This is a genomic window from Achromobacter sp. MYb9, from assembly GCF_002975275.1.
Classification (GTDB): domain Bacteria; phylum Pseudomonadota; class Gammaproteobacteria; order Burkholderiales; family Burkholderiaceae_B; genus Achromobacter.
In genome coordinates this window covers 23,682-41,649 of record NZ_PCOQ01000010.1, presented here as the reverse complement: position 1 = coordinate 41,649, position 17,968 = coordinate 23,682, and the positions used below count along the sequence as shown (strand labels likewise).

General features: G+C 65.5%; 17 protein-coding genes. 11 read left to right on the top strand and 6 right to left on the bottom strand.

All coding sequences use genetic code 11. From position 1 onward, the window contains the following. Positions 1-11: 11 nt before the first annotated feature. Together CQ050_RS16090 and CQ050_RS16085 are read left to right on the top strand one after the other, a co-directional pair. Positions 12-1,181, top strand: coding sequence for a CaiB/BaiF CoA-transferase family protein (locus tag CQ050_RS16090; protein WP_199196835.1), 1,170 nt, complete (start codon positions 12-14; stop codon positions 1,179-1,181). Positions 1,182-1,252: 71 nt separating this feature from the next. Next, positions 1,253-2,248 (top strand): tripartite tricarboxylate transporter substrate binding protein, encoded by a 996-nt coding sequence (locus CQ050_RS16085; protein WP_105557836.1) that lies wholly within the window; start codon positions 1,253-1,255, stop codon positions 2,246-2,248. Positions 2,249-2,298: 50 nt separating this feature from the next. Here the strand turns inward: CQ050_RS16085 and CQ050_RS16080 are convergent, their stop codons facing one another. Continuing rightward, positions 2,299-3,198, bottom strand: a complete 900-nt coding sequence (locus CQ050_RS16080) for a LysR family transcriptional regulator (protein WP_233214095.1) — start codon at positions 3,196-3,198, stop codon at positions 2,299-2,301. Positions 3,199-3,268: 70 nt separating this feature from the next. Between CQ050_RS16080 and CQ050_RS16075 the strand changes: the two genes are divergently transcribed. From CQ050_RS16075 to CQ050_RS16065, 3 genes are all read left to right on the top strand, one after another. After that, positions 3,269-4,516, top strand: a complete 1,248-nt coding sequence (locus CQ050_RS16075; RefSeq protein WP_105557834.1) for a CaiB/BaiF CoA-transferase family protein — start codon at positions 3,269-3,271, stop codon at positions 4,514-4,516. Further along, positions 4,513-4,992, top strand: coding sequence for a MaoC family dehydratase (locus CQ050_RS16070; protein ID WP_105557833.1), 480 nt, complete (start codon positions 4,513-4,515; stop codon positions 4,990-4,992). The genes CQ050_RS16075 and CQ050_RS16070 overlap by 4 nt, the downstream gene beginning before the upstream one ends. An 87-nt stretch (positions 4,993-5,079) precedes the next feature. Continuing rightward, positions 5,080-6,045, top strand: coding sequence for a tripartite tricarboxylate transporter substrate binding protein (locus tag CQ050_RS16065; RefSeq protein ID WP_105557832.1), 966 nt, complete (start codon positions 5,080-5,082; stop codon positions 6,043-6,045). A 31-nt stretch (positions 6,046-6,076) separates the two neighbouring features. Here the strand turns inward: CQ050_RS16065 and CQ050_RS16060 are convergent, their stop codons facing one another. The 5 genes from CQ050_RS16060 to CQ050_RS16040 all read right to left on the bottom strand — a co-directional run bounded on the left by CQ050_RS16060 (position 6,077) and on the right by CQ050_RS16040 (position 11,732). After that, on the bottom strand, positions 6,077-6,451 hold the full coding sequence (locus CQ050_RS16060) for a tautomerase family protein (RefSeq protein ID WP_105557959.1): 375 nt from the start codon (positions 6,449-6,451) through the stop codon (positions 6,077-6,079). Between the two features lie 138 nt (positions 6,452-6,589). Next, the gene (locus CQ050_RS16055) at positions 6,590-7,846 is read right to left on the bottom strand and encodes a glycine betaine/L-proline ABC transporter ATP-binding protein (protein WP_105557831.1); all 1,257 of its coding nucleotides are present in this window, start codon (positions 7,844-7,846) and stop codon (positions 6,590-6,592) included. Next, positions 7,843-8,700, bottom strand: coding sequence for a proline/glycine betaine ABC transporter permease (locus tag CQ050_RS16050; RefSeq protein WP_105557830.1), 858 nt, complete (start codon positions 8,698-8,700; stop codon positions 7,843-7,845). The genes CQ050_RS16055 and CQ050_RS16050 overlap by 4 nt, the downstream gene beginning before the upstream one ends. Positions 8,701-8,994: 294 nt before the next feature. After that, positions 8,995-9,996, bottom strand: a complete 1,002-nt coding sequence (locus CQ050_RS16045) for an ABC transporter substrate-binding protein (RefSeq protein WP_105557829.1) — start codon at positions 9,994-9,996, stop codon at positions 8,995-8,997. A 467-nt stretch (positions 9,997-10,463) separates the two neighbouring features. After that, a complete protein-coding gene (locus tag CQ050_RS16040; RefSeq protein ID WP_105557828.1) occupies positions 10,464-11,732 on the bottom strand; it encodes a class I SAM-dependent methyltransferase in 1,269 nt (422 codons plus the stop codon). A gap of 205 nt (positions 11,733-11,937) precedes the next feature. Between CQ050_RS16040 and CQ050_RS16035 the strand changes: the two genes are divergently transcribed. The 6 genes from CQ050_RS16035 (at position 11,938) to CQ050_RS16010 (ending at position 17,936) form a co-directional block, all read left to right on the top strand. Beyond that, positions 11,938-13,086, top strand: a complete 1,149-nt coding sequence (locus tag CQ050_RS16035; protein ID WP_105557827.1) for a Bcr/CflA family multidrug efflux MFS transporter — start codon at positions 11,938-11,940, stop codon at positions 13,084-13,086. Positions 13,087-13,435: 349 nt separating this feature from the next. Beyond that, positions 13,436-13,672: a 50S ribosomal protein L28 gene (gene rpmB, locus CQ050_RS16030; protein ID WP_054427120.1), complete on the top strand. Its 237-nt coding sequence runs from the start codon at positions 13,436-13,438 to the stop codon at positions 13,670-13,672. A gap of 37 nt (positions 13,673-13,709) precedes the next feature. Beyond that, positions 13,710-13,877 (top strand): 50S ribosomal protein L33, encoded by a 168-nt coding sequence (rpmG, locus tag CQ050_RS16025; RefSeq protein WP_003810296.1) that lies wholly within the window; start codon positions 13,710-13,712, stop codon positions 13,875-13,877. 197 nt (positions 13,878-14,074) lie between these two features. Beyond that, positions 14,075-15,304, top strand: a complete 1,230-nt coding sequence (locus CQ050_RS16020; protein WP_105557826.1) for an ABC transporter substrate-binding protein — start codon at positions 14,075-14,077, stop codon at positions 15,302-15,304. After that, entirely contained in the window at positions 15,304-17,181 is a 1,878-nt protein-coding gene (locus CQ050_RS16015) for an ABC transporter permease (RefSeq protein WP_105557825.1), read from the top strand. The genes CQ050_RS16020 and CQ050_RS16015 overlap by 1 nt, the downstream gene beginning before the upstream one ends. Beyond that, positions 17,178-17,936 (top strand): ABC transporter ATP-binding protein, encoded by a 759-nt coding sequence (locus tag CQ050_RS16010; protein WP_105557824.1) that lies wholly within the window; start codon positions 17,178-17,180, stop codon positions 17,934-17,936. Before CQ050_RS16015 ends, CQ050_RS16010 begins: the two co-directional genes overlap by 4 nt. The last annotated feature ends 32 nt before the right edge of the window (positions 17,937-17,968 follow it).

Genomic DNA, 17,968 nt, shown 5'->3' with positions numbered 1-17,968 from the left:
GGAGTCCCTCTTTGGATACGCCGAACACCGCCCCGCTTGCGGGCATCAGGGTCCTGGACCTGTCGCGCTTGCTGCCCGGCCCGTTGGGCGCGCAGTATCTGGCCGACCTGGGCGCCGACGTCGTCAAGATCGAGGATACCCAGGCCGGCGACTATGCGCCGCCTGCGCTGCGCGCGGTGTGCAACCGCAACAAGCGCGGCCTGCGCCTGGATTTGAAGCATGCCGACGGCCAGGCGGCGCTGGCCGCCCTGGCGCGCGACGCAGACATCGTGATCGAGAGCTTCCGGCCCGGCGTCGCCGCGCGGCTGAAAGCCGACTATCCCACGCTGTCCCGGCACAATCCCCGATTGGTGTATTGCAGCATCACCGGTTACGGCCAGAATGGCCCGCAATGCGACGCCGCCGGCCACGACCTGAACTACTCGGCCTACGCCGGCGTGGCCGATCAGATGGGGTGCGCGCCCGACGCGCCGGCGCTATCCAACCTTCCCGTGGCCGACATTCTGGGCGGTTCCCTGACCGCCGTGATGGGCATTCTGGCGGCGCTGGTCGACGCGCAGCGCACCGGCCGTGGACGCTATGTGGACATCGCCATCGCCGACGGCCTGCTGGCCGGCGCCGTGGTGCCGCTGGCCACGCTCAATGCCCTGGGCGACACGCGGCCGGCGGGCGGCGACAGCCTGTCGGGCGCGCTGGCCTGCTACGGCCAGTACCGCACGCAAGACGGACGCTATCTGGCCGTGGCCGCGCTGGAACCGAAATTCTGGGACACCTTGTGCCGCCGCCTGGAACGCCCCGACCTTCTGTCCCTGCATCGCGACGGCGGCGCCGCGCAGCAGGCTTACGTCAAGGACGAATTACAGCGCCTGTTCGGCGCGCGGCCGATGGCGCACTGGCTGGCGTTGCTGGAGGGCGCCGACTGCTGCGTGTCGCCCGTGCTGAAACTGTCTGAAAGCCTGGCGCATCCGCAATTCGCCGCACGCGGCATGGTGCATCACACCGAGCACCCGGCTTACGGGCCGGGCGCGCACATCGCCAGCCCCGTGAAGATGTCGGGGTTCCAATTCGCCATTCACCGCCAGGCGCCGTTGCCTGGCGAACATACCGATCAGATCCTGCGCGAGGCCGGTTACGACGACGCCGGCATCGCCAGCCTGACCGGACGCGGCATCGCGCGGTAGGCACATACGGCCGATGCATCAGGCGCGGCATTGAATGCGCGGCGCCCAAGACAACCAGGACGGAGACAACAATGACCGATCATCATCGCAACACCGCCTTGCCCTCCCGCCGCAGCCTGCTCAAACTGGGGCTGGCGCTGCCCGCCGCGCTGGCATTTTCCCGCCCCGCGCGCGCCGCCGGTTTTCCCACGCGCCCGGTCACGCTGATCGTGCCCTTTCCCGCCGGCGGCGCGACGGATACGCAGATGCGTGCGCTGGCGGTGGCGGCCTCGCGCGAGCTGGGGCAGACCGTCATCATCGCCAACCGTCCCGGCGCGGGCGGTACCCTGGGGCCGGCCGCAATGGCCCAGACCGCCACGCCCGACGGATACACGGTGTCGGTGGTGGTAGGCACGCTGTTCCGCTATCCGTTCCTGCAAACAGTGAACTACGACCCGCTGACGGATTTCACCTATGTCGCCTGCATGACGGCCTATTCCTATGGCATCGTCGTGCGCCAGGATGCGCCGTGGAAAACGCTGGATGAACTGATCGCGGATGCGCGCGCGAACCCCGAGAAGATCAGCTATGGCGGCACCGGCACGGGCGGCTCCGGCCGCATCGCCATCGAACGCCTGTCGCGGCTGACGAACGTGAAGTTCAACTTCATCCCCTACAAGGGCGCCGCCGAAGAGACCACCGCGCTGCTGGGCGGCCACATCCAGATGGTGTCCGACGCGGGCTGGGGGCCGATGATCGATACCGGCAAGGCGCGCCTGCTGGCGGTCATGGGCGATGCCCGCGCCAAGCGCGTGCCGGATGTCCCGACACTGACGGAATTGGGATACCCCATCGTTGCCTCCAATCCGGTAGGCATTGCCGGCCCCAAGGGCATGGATCCCAAAGTGGTGGCCGTGCTGCAGCAGGCATTCCACCGCGCGGCGCGCGATCCCGACTACAACCGCGCGCTGGAAAACGCGGATCAGCCCCACATGCTGATGGACAGCAAAGCCTACACCGACTACGCGGTGCGGCAAGTGGCCGAAGAGAAGCGCTTCGTGGCCGAGCTAGGGCTGAAGATGCAGTAGCGCAAGGGCGGAATCGGGCTCGCCGCCCGCCGCCCGCCGCCCGCCGCCGTTCAGTCGGCCGCAAGCGCCAGCATGCTGTCGCGCAGCCTCAACGCCGACGCGCACGAGGTGTCGCGATGCGTCACCAGCGACAAGGACAGCGCGCCGCGCGCATCGGTATCAGTCAAGGGCACGAAGGCCACGTGCGGCGTGGAATAGGCGCGCGTCACCCCCGGCACCAGCGCCAGCCCCATGCCGCTGGCCACCAGGCTGACCAAGGTCTGCACCTGGATGGCTTCCTGGCTGATACGCGGCGAGAATCCCGCCTTGTGGCACAGCGCCAGCGTCACGCCATTCAAGCCGGGCACCTTGGCGGGCGAATACAGCACGAAGCTCTCGGAGCGCACACGTTCCAGAGCGACCGGGCCGCTACCGGCCAGCGCATGCCGCGCGGGCACGGCCAGCATCAGATCGTCGCGCTCGACCACCCAGGAGTCCAGCATCGCGTCTTCCGCCAATGGCCCCCGCACCAGGCCCGCATCGATTTCATTGGCGCGCAGCATTGCCACCAGCCCCACCGTGCTGTCCTCGCGCAGGTCCAGTTGCACGTCGGGGTACTGCGCGCGGAAGGCCGGCAGGCAGCGGGGCAGCAGCATGTACGTGGCTGAACCCACGAAACCCAGCCGCAACGTGCCCCATTCGCCCAGCGCGACCCGACGCGCGGCCTGTCGGGCCTGCTCGGCATGAAACAGCGCGCGGCGGGCGTCGGCCATCAAGGCGTCTCCGGCGGGCGTCGTGGTGACGCCTTTGGCGCCGCGAACCAGCAGCGGCACGCCCACGGCATGCTCCAGTTTCTGGATCGACACCGACAGCGCCGGCTGCGCGATATGCAGCGTGTCGGCGGCGCGCCGGTAGCTGCCCAGTTCGGCAATGGTCACGAATTGCCGAAGGTGCCGTAGATCAATAGCCATAACAGATTCCGTATCGCTTGATACCGAAGCCATATTAGACGGATATCTGACACGTCGATAGGATTTCCCCATGACATCCTTCCCCCACTCTTCCGCCAGCGCGCTGGACGGCGTGCGCATCCTGGACCTGACGTCCGTCGTGTTCGGCCCCTATGCCTCGCAGATACTTGCCGACTACGGCGCGGACGTCATCAAGATCGAATCGCCCGACGGCGATTCGACGCGGCGCACCGGGCCTTCGCAAGAGCCGGGCATGGCGGCCATTTTCCTGGGCCTGAACCGCAACAAGCGCAGCATCGTGCTGGATCTGAAGCAGGCGGCGGCGCGGCAGGCGCTGCTGACGATGGTGGATCAGGCCGATGTGTTGATGCACAGCATGCGTCCCGCCAAGATGGCCGCGCTGGGGCTGGATCCCGACACGCTGTGCGCGCGCAATCCGCGGCTGGTGTATGCCGGCCTGTACGGCTTCGGCGCGGGCGGCGCCTACGATGGCCGCCCGGCCTATGACGACATCATCCAGGGTCTGTCCGGCGTGGCCGATCTGGTCGACCGCCAGACCGGCACGCCGCGCTACCTGCCCACTGTGGCCGCGGACAAGACCTGCGGCCTGATTGCCGCGCATGCAATCCTGGCCGCGTTGTTCCAGCGCGATCGCACAGGGCGCGGCCAGCAACTGGAAGTCCCCATGTTCGAAAGCATGGCGTCCTATGTGCTGGTGGAGCATTACTACGGCAGGCACCTGGCCGACGAACCGGGCGAAGCCGGCTACCCGCGCGCGCTCACTTCCTGGCGCAGGCCCTGCCAGACGGCCGACGGCCATGTGTGCCTGATGCCCTATACCGACACCCACTGGCGCAACTTCTTCCTTGCCGCCGACCGCCCCGACCTGGCGGACGACCCGCGTTTTTCCGACATTTCCGCCCGGACGGCGCATATCGGGACGCTCTACGAATCGCTGGCGGACATCGTCATCCGGCAAGGCACCGCTTACTGGCTGGCCCTGTGCGAACGGCTGGAGATTCCTGCCGCGCCGATCAACCGCCTGCAGGATCTGGAGGCCGACCCGCACCTTCGCAGCGTGGAGTTCTTCACGGCCCTGGAAAGCGCATCGGGCAGCCACTACCGCTTTCCACGCAACCCCGTACGCCTGCAGCATTCCCATGTACCCGCCGCCATACCGCCGCGCCTGGGCGAACACACCCTGGACGTGCTGCGCCAGGCCGGCCTGGATGAGGCCCGGATCGCCGCGCTGCTGGATACCGGCGCGGCCCGGGTGGCGCCTTCTCCGCACCTCGACAACCGCAAGGACCCCGCATGACCACAGACCGCAACGCCGCCCCCATCGCGCAACTCGGCCAGGGCTATTACTGGCAAGACCTGGCCGTGGGCCAGCGCTTCCATACGTTCCGCCGCACGGTGACCGAGACCGACATCGTGAATTTCATCAGCGTCACCGGCATGTTGGAAACGATCTTCATCGACGCCACCTACGCGCACGGCGCGATACCGGGCCGCCCCGCCCCCGGCGGGTTGACCTATGGCCTGATCGAAGGGCTGATCATGCAAGGCATGGTCCAGGGCACTGGCCTGGCGCTATTGGAAGTCCACAAAAAGATGCTGGCGCCCGTTGTGGCGGGCGACACCGTCTGGGCCGAAATCGAGGTGACGGGAATACGCCCGACCTCGCAGCACAACCGGGCGGTGGTCACGTCCGCCATCGACGTCCGCAACCAGCACGGCACGTCCGTGATGGCCTACACGGCCACGCGCATGCTGGCCGGCCGGCCGGACTGAATCCGCACCAGGCAACAAAGCGCCCCGCAACGAGGGCGCTGCCACCCGGCGGCAATACGCCACCGATAAGACACAAGGAGACAAACCATGAAAAGAGCATTGCTTGCGGCCGGCCTGGCCATCCTGGCGCTGGGAGGCGCCACTGGCGCACGCGCGGCATGGCCCGAACGCCCCATCACGATGGTGGTGCCCTTCCCGCCCGGTGGTCCGACCGACCTGGTGGCCAGGGTACTGGCCAAACAATTGACCGAGCAGCTGGGCCAGACCGTATTGGTAGAGAACAAGGGCGGCGCCAACGGCAACATCGGCATGCAATATGCAGCGGCCGCCAAGCCCGATGGCTACACCGTGCTGTACAACACGTCGTCCATTGCGCTCAGCCCGAACCTCTACCGATCACTGGCATTCGATCCGGTCAAGGATTTCACCCCGGTGTCCAGCACGGCGGTCATCCCGCTGGTGCTGCTGGTGCATCCGTCCGTGCCCGCGGACAGCGCCCAGGCGTTCGCCGACTACGCGCGCCGGCATCCCGGCAAGCTTTCCTATGGTTCGGCGGGCGCGGGGAATGTCACGCACCTGGGCGCGCTGCTGCTGTTGCGTTCGCTGGACATCGACGCGGTGCACGTGCCCTACCGCGGCAGTGCGCCCGCCATGACGGACCTGGTCGGCGGACAGGTGCAGATGATGACCAACACGCTGAATGACTCGCTCGGTTTCATCCGCGAAGGCAAGTTGCGCGCGCTGGCCGTCACCAGCGCCGCCCGCAGCGCCCAGTTACCCGATGTTCCGACGGTGGCCGAAACGGTCGCTCCGGGCTTCGAGATGGGCGCATGGCAAGGCGTGGTGGCCCCGGCCGGCACGCCGGCGCCGGTGATCAAGCGGTTGAACACCGAAATCCTGCGCGCGCTGCAATCGCCCGAGATGCAAAAACAACTCAAAGCGCAAGGCGCGCAGGCACTGGGATCAACACCGCAGGAATACGGGGCCTACATCCAGAGCGAGATCAAGCGTTGGGGCGAGGTCGTGAAGGACGCCAACGTGAAGCTGGACTGACGAAAACGAGCTAGAGCCCTGGCCGCCGCGTTCAGCGGCCGGCGGCCTTGGCGCTGATGCCGTTGGCCACGCCCATGTCGACTTTGGGAACGTCGCGGATCAGCACCCGCACGTCTTCGCCAGAGATATCGATGCTGGAGCACACGGCCTGATTCACCGCGGCGATCAGCGCGGCTTTCTTGGCTTCGTCGCGGCCTTCGATCAGCGCCGCATCCACGCGCACCATGCGCTTGCCGATTTCACCGGCCACGATCACGTTTTCGGCAGGCACTTCCTGCAGCACGATGCGCACGCTGGGCAGCGGCGCGGCGATGCTCTCCACCACGGCGTTGGACACGGCCTTCAACAGCGCGGCCTTCTGGGCGGCCGAGTGGCCTTGCAGGATCTGGACATTCAAAATTGGCATGACGGCTTCCGATTTTTCGAATAGCGGGAATCCGGCCGAAATGACCGGCCAGCCATCATATAGCGACTTTGCCCGCGCGCAAGCCATTGCAGGCGGGCAAAGTGCAGGCGCCGAACGCCTGAGAAAGCGGCAAAGCGGTCAGGCCGCTTCGCCCCGGTGCGCGGGGGCGGGCTGGGCTTCCAGTTCGCCAGCGGCGCCTTCGGGCGACGGCGCCGTTTCGGCCAGCGCCGGCGTCACCAGTTCCACGACCTTCTTGCGCGACAGCATGCCCAGGAACTCGTCGTCCTCGCCCGTGACGGCGACCGGCTGGTCGCTGTGCACCAGTTGTGCCAGCACTTCACCCAAGCCCGCCGTGGCCGGCACCGAGGCCAGGTCTTCGACGAAGCGCGACACGTCGCGCGCGCCGTGCTGGATGGCTTCCTCGGCCGCCTTGGCCGTCAGCACGCCGGCCAGGCGCTTGCCGTCCAGCACCGGCGCGTACTCGTAGTCCATCGCCCGCATGCGATCCAGCGCATGCGCCGGGCGCGAGCGCATCGTCAGCGTCAGGCGTGCCGGATTCACGGCGTGCGTGGCGTTGAGCACCTTGGTGCGGTTCACGTCCTGCAGGAACGACTGCACATAGTCATTGGCCGGATTCAGCAGAATGTCTTCCGGCGTGCCTTCCTGCACCAGTTCGCCGTCTTTCAGGATGGCGATGCGGTTGCCCAGGCGCAGGGCCTCGTCCAGATCGTGCGTGATGAACACGATGGTCTTGTTCAGCTTGGCTTGCAGCTGCAACAGCTGGTCCTGCATCTCGCGGCGGATCAGCGGGTCCAATGCCGAGAACGCTTCATCCATCAGCAGAATTTCGGCGTCGGTGGCCAGCGCGCGCGCCAGGCCCACGCGCTGCTGCATGCCGCCAGACAGCTGGTGCGGGTACTGGTTTTCAAAGCCGGCCAAACCCACTTGTTCCAGCCAGTCGCGGGCACGCTTCTCGCGTTCCGCCTTGCCCACGCCCTGCACGGTCAAGCCGTACGCGGCGTTGTCCAGCACCGTGCGGTGCGGGAACAGGCCGAAGCGCTGGAACACCATGCTCATCTTCTTTTGGCGGAAGACTTCCAGGTCGCGCTTGTTCAGGCTGACCACGTCCACGCCGTCCACCAGGATGTGGCCCGCGCTGGGCTCGATCAAACGGTTGAAGTGGCGGATCAACGTCGACTTACCGGACCCCGACAAGCCCATGATGACGTAGATGCTGCCCTCTTCGATGGACAGGCTGATGTCGCGCAGGCCCAGCGTGTGGCCGCTTTCGGCCAGCAACTGTTCCTTGCTCATGCCGTTCTGGGCGGCTTGCAGCCATTTCTTCGGATGCGAACCGAAGACCTTGTAGATGTTCTTGACCTCGATCTTGCTCATCGCTGGCCTCCCATGCGCATGCGCTGTCCATACGATTGCGTGATCCGGTCGAACAGCACGGCCAGCACCACGATCCCCAAGCCTGCCAGCAGGCCGCGGCCCACTTCCAGACGGTTAATCCCCAGCAACACTTCATAGCCCAGGCCGCGCGCGCCGATCATCGACGCGATCACCACCATCGACAGCGCCATCATCGTGGTCTGGTTGATGCCCGCCATGATGTTGGGCAAGGCCAGCGGCAGTTGCACGCCGAACAATTGCTGGCGCGGATTCGCACCGAATGCGCGCGACGCTTCCAGCACTTCGCGGTCGACCAGGCGGATGCCCAGATCGGTCAGGCGGATCAGCGGCGGCACGGCGTAGATCACCGTGGCGATGATGGCGGGAATCTTGCCCAGGCCAAACAGCATCACGACCGGAATCAGGTAGACGAAGCTGGGCATGGTCTGCATCACGTCCAGCACCGGCAGCATGATGGAACGCAGCCAGTTCACCCGCGCCATCAGCACGCCCAACGGAATGCCGATCAGCACCGACAGGCCGGCCGCCATGATCATCAACGCCAGCGTCTGCATGCCGGCGTCCCACAGGCCCAGCACGCCGATCACGCACAGCAGCGCGCCCATCGCCAGGCTCAGGCCGATGCGGCGGCTGACGCCCCACGCGATGGCCACGGTCACGGCGACCACCGCCCACCAGGGCGAGCTGCGCAACACTTGTTCAAGCCACACCAGGGCGTGCAGGACGGGCTGAGACAGGGTCTCGAGCGTGTCCGCGTAATTGGTGACCAGGTGATCGACGAACCCGTCGATCGCCGCCCTTACCTGACGGGCGGGAATAATTTCAGGAAACATTGTTTCGACTCCATTCTGGGGCGCTTACGGTGGCAGTCGCCGCCGGAGGTTCGGATAGACCGGATGTTCCGCAGCCAAGTGGTTTCCAAGACGGAAACAGACGGCGGGACGGGCGGCGCCAACGGCTTGCATCCGGACGCGGGCGTCCGGCAAACAGCCATCCCAGGGGAAAAAGCCCAGGGCAACTTGCCCGCCACGGGGCTTTTTCCCTTGAGGCGGCCCGACAAGCCGGAGCATTTCCGGCAGGCCGGGCCGGCACGCGCCGAAGCGGCGCGAGGCCTGCACCACGATGTATTACAGCGCGCTTTGGACGCGCCCGGCGACGTCGGCGGGGACCCACTTGGTCCAGACGTCGGGCTTGTTCTTCAGGAACCACTTGGCCACGGTGCTGGAATCGTCGCCAGACTCTTCCATGTGGGCCAGCGTTTCATTGATCACCGGCAACGGCACCGACACCTTGGCCAGGAAGGCGGTCAGCGTGGGCGCTTCTTCGGAGAACTTGGTGTTCACCGCGGTGAAGACGGGATTGTCGGGGTAGGCGCTGGCCTCGGGCTTGGCGCACTTGGACGACGTCAGGCACTTGTGCTTTTCGGCGTCATAGGGCGGCATGTCCAGCTTGACCAGGTCCATCGCGCCGACGAGCGGCGTGGGCGACCAGTAGTAGAAGACAACGTTCTGCTTGCGCTTATACGCCGACATCAGCGCCGCTTTCTGCGCCGCGCCCGTGCCGGGCGAGTACAGCGTGTAGGTGTCGTCCAGCTTCAGGGCATGGAACAGGTTGTTGCTGGTGACTTCGCAACCCCAACCCGCCGGGCAGCCGTAGAAGCGGCCCTTGCCGGGCTCTTCGGGGTCCTTGAACTGGTCCTTGAACTTCGGAAGATCGGCTGCGGCCTTCAGTTCGGGCAGGCGTTCGGCCGTGTAGCGGGGGATGTACCAGCCCTCGGCGCCCATGTAGAGATCGCCGATGCGCTTGACCTTTCCGGTCTTTTCGGCGCGGTCCCAAGGGTCGGCCACGCTGTTCAGCCAGATTTCGGTATTGATATCCAGGTCGCCGCGCTCAAGCGCGGCCAGGGCGGGCAGGGTTTCCGTCGGCAGGGTTTCGGTTTTGCAACCGTAGCCCTTTTCCATGATGAAACGTTCGACATCCACCAGAACCAGGTTGGATTCCCAGTTCATGGCGCCGAAATTGACCGGGCGCTTGATTTCGCATTGCGGCGCGTCGGCGGCTTGGGCCGCACCGGCAAACGCAAACAGGACGGCCGCGGCGGCCAGGGTCTTGACAGGGGTAAAACGCATTGGGCTTTTGCCTCCATAGGTTCAGGGACACACGCCGGGCTTGGCCTGGTAGTGCCATGGAGCTAAGGGGGTTGTGCGGAAGACGGGCAGAACCGCCAATACAAACCGACACTAGCGACAAGAGTATCCGCAAGCGGTGCGGAATCTTGCAAGACAGGAGCTTCAAAAACGGCGTTTTTGAAAACCCGCAGAAAGTGAACAAACTGAACGAAGAAGGCAGCATCTTAAACGAAATTGCTGCGGCGCCCAACCCCAGGCGTGAATAAAACAGATACATAACGGCCAAAAAAGCCACGGGATAACCCCGATCGACCAGAGGCGAATTATTAATTTTCCCTGGGAAATATCGCCTTCCGAACGCCGATACATTTAGTAAATATCTTATTCTTATTAGTACAGTCTAGCGGTTTCAGACGGGCCGGAAAGTCCGCTTTCCGGCCCGAAAAAGGCATGAATTCAGCTGGAATTCAGCTATTGCGGCCGCCGTCATACATATAGTCGCGCCGCCAGGGGTATGAAAGGTCCGCAGGGTTGTCCAGTTCGTCGGACCGGCCCGTGGCAGGCGGCTGGCCCAGGATCTGGTGCAGGGCAATCCAGCCGTGCTCGAACGCCATGGCGCAGCCGGCCAGGTACAAACGGTATGCCCGCAGCGACCGCGCGCCGTGCTCCCCGCCCAGCACTTGCGCGGCTTCGGGCAATCGTGCTTCCAGCGCGTCGCTCCACGCCCACAAGGTGCGCGCGTAATGGGGCCGCAGGTTCTCCACGTCCACCTCTTCCAGTCCGCCGTTGGTCATGGCTTCCATGACGACGCTGATATGGGTCAGTTCGCCGCCGGGGAAAATGTACTTCTCGATGAATTCGCCCATGCCGTTGCCCAGCTCGGGGTTATAGACCCCGGCCGCGGTGATGCCGTGGTTCATGATCAGGCCGCCCGGCTTGAGCAGGCGGCGCAGCTTGGCGAAATAGCCTTCCAGTTGCGCGCGGCCCACATGTTCGAACATGCCCACCGACGCAATCTTGTCGTACTGCGCGGATTCGTCCAGCTTGCGGTAGTCCAGCAATTCCATGCGGACCCGGCCGCCCAGGCCTTTTTCCTGGATGAGCTTCGTGACGTGCGCGTGCTGGTTGCGCGACAGCGTGATGCCGGTGGCGTCCACGCCGTAATTTTCGGCGGCCCATAGCAGCAGTCCGCCCCAGCCGGCCCCCACGTCCAGAAAGCGCTCGCCGGGCTGCAATCGCAACTTGCGGCAGATGTGGTCAAGCTTGGCTTCCTGGGCCTGGGCCAGGGTCATGTCGGGCGTGCGGTAGTAGGCGCAGGAATAGACGCGGCGCGGGTCCAGCCACAGGGCGTAGAAGTCGTCGGACAGGTCGTAATGGAATTCGATCTGCTTGGCATCGCGCTCCACCGAATGGCGCCACACCGACACCACTTTGCGAACCAGCTCCGTCAGCCAGCCGCCCCGCGCCGCATCGACCGGCGAGCCCGGAAGCAACGCCGAGGCGGCGGCCATCACATCGCGCATATTGCCTTCGATATCGATGCGGCCTTCCACATAATCCTGCCCCAGCACGCCCACGGCGCCTTCGGCCAAGTGGGCCAGCGCCGCCTTATCGTGCGTCACGAAGCGCACGCGCGGATCAGGCGGCCCCAGCACGGCGCCGTCCGGCAGCACAAGTTGGACAGGGACGGGCAAAGCCTCAAGCTTGCGTTCCACGACAGACAACAAAGGATTCACGGCTTCTCCTCTGGATACGCTACGGACGCTCACGACTGTATCGGAAAATAGCTGAAATCGGCATGTCAGCTTACCCGTGATACAGTCGCTGGCTTGGCGCAAAACCTGCAAAAAAAGCACGCGCGCCCTGTCTCTGCGTTTTACCGCGACCACCATGCCCCCAACACCCCTTTCCCGCAGCAGCCTGCCTGGTTGGCTCATTCTCATGGGCGCGCTGACGGCGATCGGCCCCTTCGCCATCGACATGTATTTGCCCGCGTTCCCGACGATAGCGGCGAACCTGGGCGTGCCGCGCGGCGACGTCGAACGCACGCTGGCGGCCTACCTGATCGGACTGGCGCTGGCGCAGGTGTTCTACGGTCCCATGGCCGACCGCTTCGGCCGCAAGCCGCCGTTGATGGTGGGCCTGGCGCTCTTCATGGTGGCATCGCTGGGCTGCGCCCTGTCGGGCTCCGTCGAAGCCCTGACCGGCTGGCGCGTCGTGCAGGCGATGGGCGGCGCAGCCGGCATCGTGATCCCTCGCGCAGTCATCCGCGACCACTACGAAACCCATGAGGCGGCACGCGCGATGTCGCTGCTGATGCTGATCATGGGCCTGGCCCCGATTCTGGCGCCGCTTGCCGGTGGTCAGTTGCTGGCCATTGCTTCCTGGCGCAGCCTGTTCTGGATCATGCTGGCCGGCGGCGCCATGTTGATGCTGGCGGTGGCGAAGATCATGAAGGAATCGCTGGCGCCCGAGCGCGCCGTGCCGCTGCGCTGGAGCACCATCCTGCGCAACTACCGCGACCTTTTCGCGCATCGCGGCTTCATGGCGCACAGCCTCGCGGGCGGCTTCGGCCAGGCCGGCATGTTCGCCTACATCATCGGATCGCCGCGCGTCTTCATCGAACTCTACGGCGTGCCGCCCCAATACTATGGCCTGCTCTTCGGCACCAATGCGCTGTCGCTCATCATCTGTTCGCAGATCAGCGCCCGCCTGCTGCGCACCTACCAGCCGCGCCAACTGCAACGCAAGGCCCTTACCTCGCTGGCTATCGCAAGCCTCGCGGCCGTGGCGCTAACGCTGGCTGGGTGGATGACGCTGCCGCTGCTGATGCTGTGCCTGATCGGCTACATGGGCAGCCAGGGCTTCGTGAACCCGAACTCGGCGGCGTTGGCGCTATCGGATCAGGGCAAGCGCCTGGGGGCGGCCTCGGCCTTATTGGGGACGCTGCAATTGTCCTGCGGCGCGTTGGCCGGATTTGCCGTCAGCGCCTGGCAGACGGACAGCGCCCTGCCCCTGACGACGACGCTGGCCACTTGCGCCTGCCTATCCTGGATATCGGGCCGTGTGGCGCGCTCGCACACGGCATAAGCGTGGCCGCTTGATTTATTTGGCTTTTTCGTATTAGAATCTACGTCTTCACATGAAGTTTCCCGTGCTGGACTTACTATGCTTTGTAGTGCAGCACTCTGACCCCAACCGCGTAGCGTTGAGGAATCCAGCCCAGGAATTCGGCAAGAATTCCAAGCAGGGATTTCAGCGGGTGGCAGGCAGCGGGTATAAGCACGGGCGGATCCGATCCCCCTCATCCACTAAGACTGGGTGGCCGGCAAAGGCAGCGCAAAGGCAACACATTGCGCTTTCCCACACAGCCCGGCGGCTAAAACCCTGTCTACCCCCCAAGCGATGCGCGAAAAGAACGACATAAAGAGGTGCATCCATGGCACGCGTATGCCAAGTGACCGGCAAAGGCCCGATGGTGGGCAACAATGTTTCGCACGCAAACAACAAGACCAAGCGTCGCTTCCTGCCGAACCTGCAATCGCGCCGGTTCTGGGTTGAAAGCGAAAACCGCTGGGTCCGTCTGCGTGTTTCGGCCAAGGCCATCCGCACGATCGACAAGAACGGCATCGACGCCGTCCTGGCCGACATGCGTGCCCGTGGCGAAGCCGCCTAATCGGCGCCCCCTACAATCACCATACTAGGAGCACGACATGGCCAAAGGTATCCGCGAAAAGATCAAGCTCGAGTCGACTGCCGGCACGGGTCATTTCTACACGACCACCAAGAACAAGCGCAACATGCCCGAAAAGATGCTGATCAAGAAATTTGATCCGGTCGCTCGCAAGCACGTTGACTACAAGGAAACCAAGCTGAAGTAATTCAGCCGGTATTCTGGTGAGTCCCAAAAAGCCCTGCCTTGCAGGGCTTTTTGCATGGGGCCGTCATCGCAGGCCCGCCCCGGGAGGGGAACCGTCTATTGCCGCGCAGCAAAGGCGCGTGTTTCAATTGGCCGCAACCCGCAGTGCCCCGTGCCGCGCGGCGACGCCCGATCCCTCTTGCCTGCGATACCCCTGCCATGCTTCGTCCCAGCCTTACCCTGCTGCGCCGCGCATTCGCGCCCGCACTCCTGGCCCTGGCGCTGACTCCGGTCACCGTTGCCGTCGCCAAAGACAAAGAGCCGCCGATACGCATTGGCGAAATCAACAGCTACAAGGCCATCCCCGCCTTCCTGGGCCCGTACAAGAAAGGCTGGCAGCTGGCGCTGGAGCAGGTCAACGCCGAAGGCGGTGTGCTGGGAAGGAAGCTGGAGGTCATCTCGCGCGACGACAACGGCAACCCTGGCGATTCGGTGCGTGCCGCCCAGGAACTGCTGGCGCGCGAGAAAGTGGAACTGCTGTTCGGCGGCTTCCTTTCCAATACCGGACTGGCCCTGACCGACTTCGCCAAGCAGCAACAAGTGTTCTTCCTGGCGGCCGAGCCCCTGACCGACAAGATCACCTGGCAGGAAGGCAACCGCTACACCTACCGACTGCGTCCCTCCACCTGGATGCACGTCGCGGCGCTGGCGCCCAAGGCACTGGCCTTGCGCAAGAAACGCTGGGCCATCGTCTACCCCAACTATGAGTACGGACAATCCGCCGTGGCCACCTTCAAGGCCATGATGAAGTCCTTCCAGTCCGACGTGGAATTCGTGGCCGAACAGGCCGTGCCGCTTGGCAAGGTGGACGCCGGCGCCGTCGTGCAGGCCTTGGCCGACGCCAAGCCGGACGCCATCTTCAACGTGCTGTTCGCCGCCGACCTGACCCGTTTCGTCCGCGAAGGCAATACGCGCGGCCTGTTCGAGAACCGCGCGGTCGTGTCCGTGCTGTCGGGCGAACCGGAATACCTGGAACCGCTGGGCGCCGACACGCCGACGGGCTGGATCGTCACCGGCTACCCCTGGTACGCCATCGACACGCCGGCCAACAACGCCTTTGTCGACGCCTACAAGAAGCGCTACAACGAAACGCCCAAAGTGGGCTCGGTGGTGGGATACGCGTCGCTGATGTCGATCGCCCAAGGATTGAAGGCCGCCGGCGCGGTCGACACCGAAAAGCTCGTCGACGCGTTCGCGGGCCTGAAGGTGGACACGCCCTACGGGCAGATCCAATACCGCAAGATCGACCACCAGTCGACGATGGGCGTCTACGTGGGCGTCACCGCCGTGGAAGACGGCAAGGGCGTCATGAAGGACTTCGCCTACATCGACGGCGCGCGTTTGCAGCCCCCCGACGAACAGGTCCGCAAGATGCGTCCGGCGCACTGATGAGCCTGTCGGGGCTGCTGTCGCAGCTGCTCAACGGCCTGGCCGACGCCAGCGCCTTGTTTCTGGTCGCTGCGGGCCTGTCGCTGATCTTCGGCGTGACCCGCGTGGTCAACTTCGCGCATGGGTCGTTCTACATGCTGGGTATCTACCTGGCATGGACCTTCACCACGTATTTCGGCGACGGCGTCGGTTACTGGGCCGGTTTGCTGCTGGCCGCGCTGGCCACCGGCCTGATCGGCGCCGCCGCCGAATGGTTGGTGCTAAAGCGCCTGTACCAGGCGCCCGAGCTGTTCCAATTGCTGGCCACGTTCGCGCTGGTGCTCATCATCGGCGACGCCGCGCTGGCCATCTGGGGCCCGGAAGACTTGTTCGCCGCGCGCGCGCCTGGCCTGTCCGGCGCGGTGCAGATCCTGGGGCGCCGCTATCCGCAATACGACCTGTTGCTGATCGCGGCCGGTCCCGTGGTGCTGGGTCTGCTGTGGCTGCTGCTGATGCGCACGCGCTGGGGACGTCTGCTGCGCGCGGCGTCTGAAAATCGCAGCATGCTGGCCGCGCTGGGCGTGAACCAGGCCTGGCTGTTCACGTCCGCGTTCACGCTGGGAGCATTCCTGGCGGGCCTGGGCGGCGCCTTGGCCGCCCCCCGGGTGCCGGCCACCCTGGGCCTGGACCTGGAAATCATTGCCAGCGCCTTCGTGGTGGTGGTGGTAGGCGGCCTGGGCTCGATACCCGGCGCCTTCCTGGCCGCCCTGCTTATCTGCTCTGTCAAAGCCGTGTTCGTCTTCCTGGGGCAGGTCCAGATCGGCCCGTGGATGTTCAATCTGTCGAAGCTGACGCTGCTGGCCGAATTTGCCGTGATGGCCGTGGTGCTGGTGGTGCGGCCGTGGGGCCTGCTGGGCAAAGCCCCCGCGCCCGCCTCGCACGCGGGTGCGCCGGAACGCCCCATCGCGCCTGCCGGAAAAAAGTTGCGCCTGGCCTACGGCCTGCTGCTGGTTCTATTGGCGCTGGTGCCCGTCGCCGCGCTGCACTGGCCGTATCTGGGCATCCTGATGACCGAGATCCTGATCGCCGCGCTGTTCGCCGCCAGCCTGCATTTTCTGACCGGTCTTGCCGGCATGACCTCTTTTGGCCATGCCGCCTGGTTCGGCCTGGGTGCCTACGGCGCCGCGCTGCTGTTGAAACTGGCCGCCGTGCCGATGGAGGCCGCCTTGCTGCTGGGCCCCTTCGCCGCCGCCTTCGGCGCACTGTTGTTCGGCTGGTTCTGCGTGCGCCTGTCCGGCGTGTACCTGGCGATGCTGACGCTGGCCGTGGCGCAGATCCTGTGGGCACTCGCCTACCAATGGGACGACGTGACCGGCGGCAGCAACGGCCTGATCGGCTTGTGGCCTTCGTCCTGGCTGGCGCAAGGCCCGTGGTTCTATTACGCAACGCTGGTCCTGTGCGCGGCGGGTATCGCCTGGCTGCGGCGCCTGGCGTTTTCGCCGCTGGGTTATGCCCTGCGCGGGGTGCGCGACTCCGCCATGCGCGCCGAAGCGCTGGGCATGGAGACCCGGCGCGTGCAGTGGGCGGGCTTTGTCGCCGCGTCCTTCGCCGCGGGGCTGGCAGGTTCGCTGTACGCGTTTTCCAAAGGCAGCATCGCGCCCGACGTGCTGGCCGTCAGCCGTTCGGTGGACGGGCTGGTCATGGTGCTGCTGGGCGGCCTGCAGACGCTGGCCGGCCCCCTCGCAGGCGCCGCTGCCTACACCTGGCTGCAAGACGCGGCGGCGCGCAGCACCGAGTATTGGCACGCCGTGCTGGGCGTGGCCATCCTGGCGCTGGTCCTGGCGTTTCCGGAAGGTCTGGCCGGCGCCGCCGCGCGGCTGCAAAGGAGGCGCGCATGACCCCGCCTCTTCCCTTGCTGCAAGTCGAGGCGCTGCGTAAATCGTTCGGCGGCATCAATGCGCTGGCCGGCGTGTCGTTCACGCTGGAAGCCGGCAGGATGCTGGCACTGATTGGCCCGAATGGCGCAGGCAAGTCCACCTGCTTCAACGTGTTGGGGGGGCAACTGCGCCCGGACGCCGGCTCGGTACGGCTGGATGGCCGCGAACTGGTGGGCCTGTCCGCCGGCAAGATCTGCCGGTTGGGCGTAGGCCGCACTTTCCAGACCGCCGCGACCTTCCGCTCGATGACCGTACTCGAAAATGTGCAGACCGCCCTGCTGTCGCGCGACCGACTCCTGTTCAATCCGTGGCGTCGCGCCAACCGCCACGCCGCCGACGAAGCCATGGCCCTGCTGTCGCAAGTGCAAATGGCGGACAAGGCGGATGCCGCCTGCGGCACGTTGGCATACGGCGACGTCAAACGGGTCGAATTGGCGATGGCGCTGGCGCACCAGCCGCGCCTGCTGCTGATGGACGAACCCACGGCCGGCATGGCCACCAACGAGCGACACGCGCTGATGCGGTTGACGCGCCAACTTGCCGACACGCAACGCATCGCGGTGCTGTTCACCGAGCACAGCCTGGACGTGGTGTTCAAACATGCCGACCGCATCGCCGTCCTGGTGCGCGGCGCCCTGCTGGCGGAAGGCGAACCCGCCGCCATCGCGGCGGACCCGCGGGTCCGCGCGGCCTACCTGGGCACGGAAGCCCCCTGAGGGGTTGATGACGCCACGCGGAGTCCGCTGAA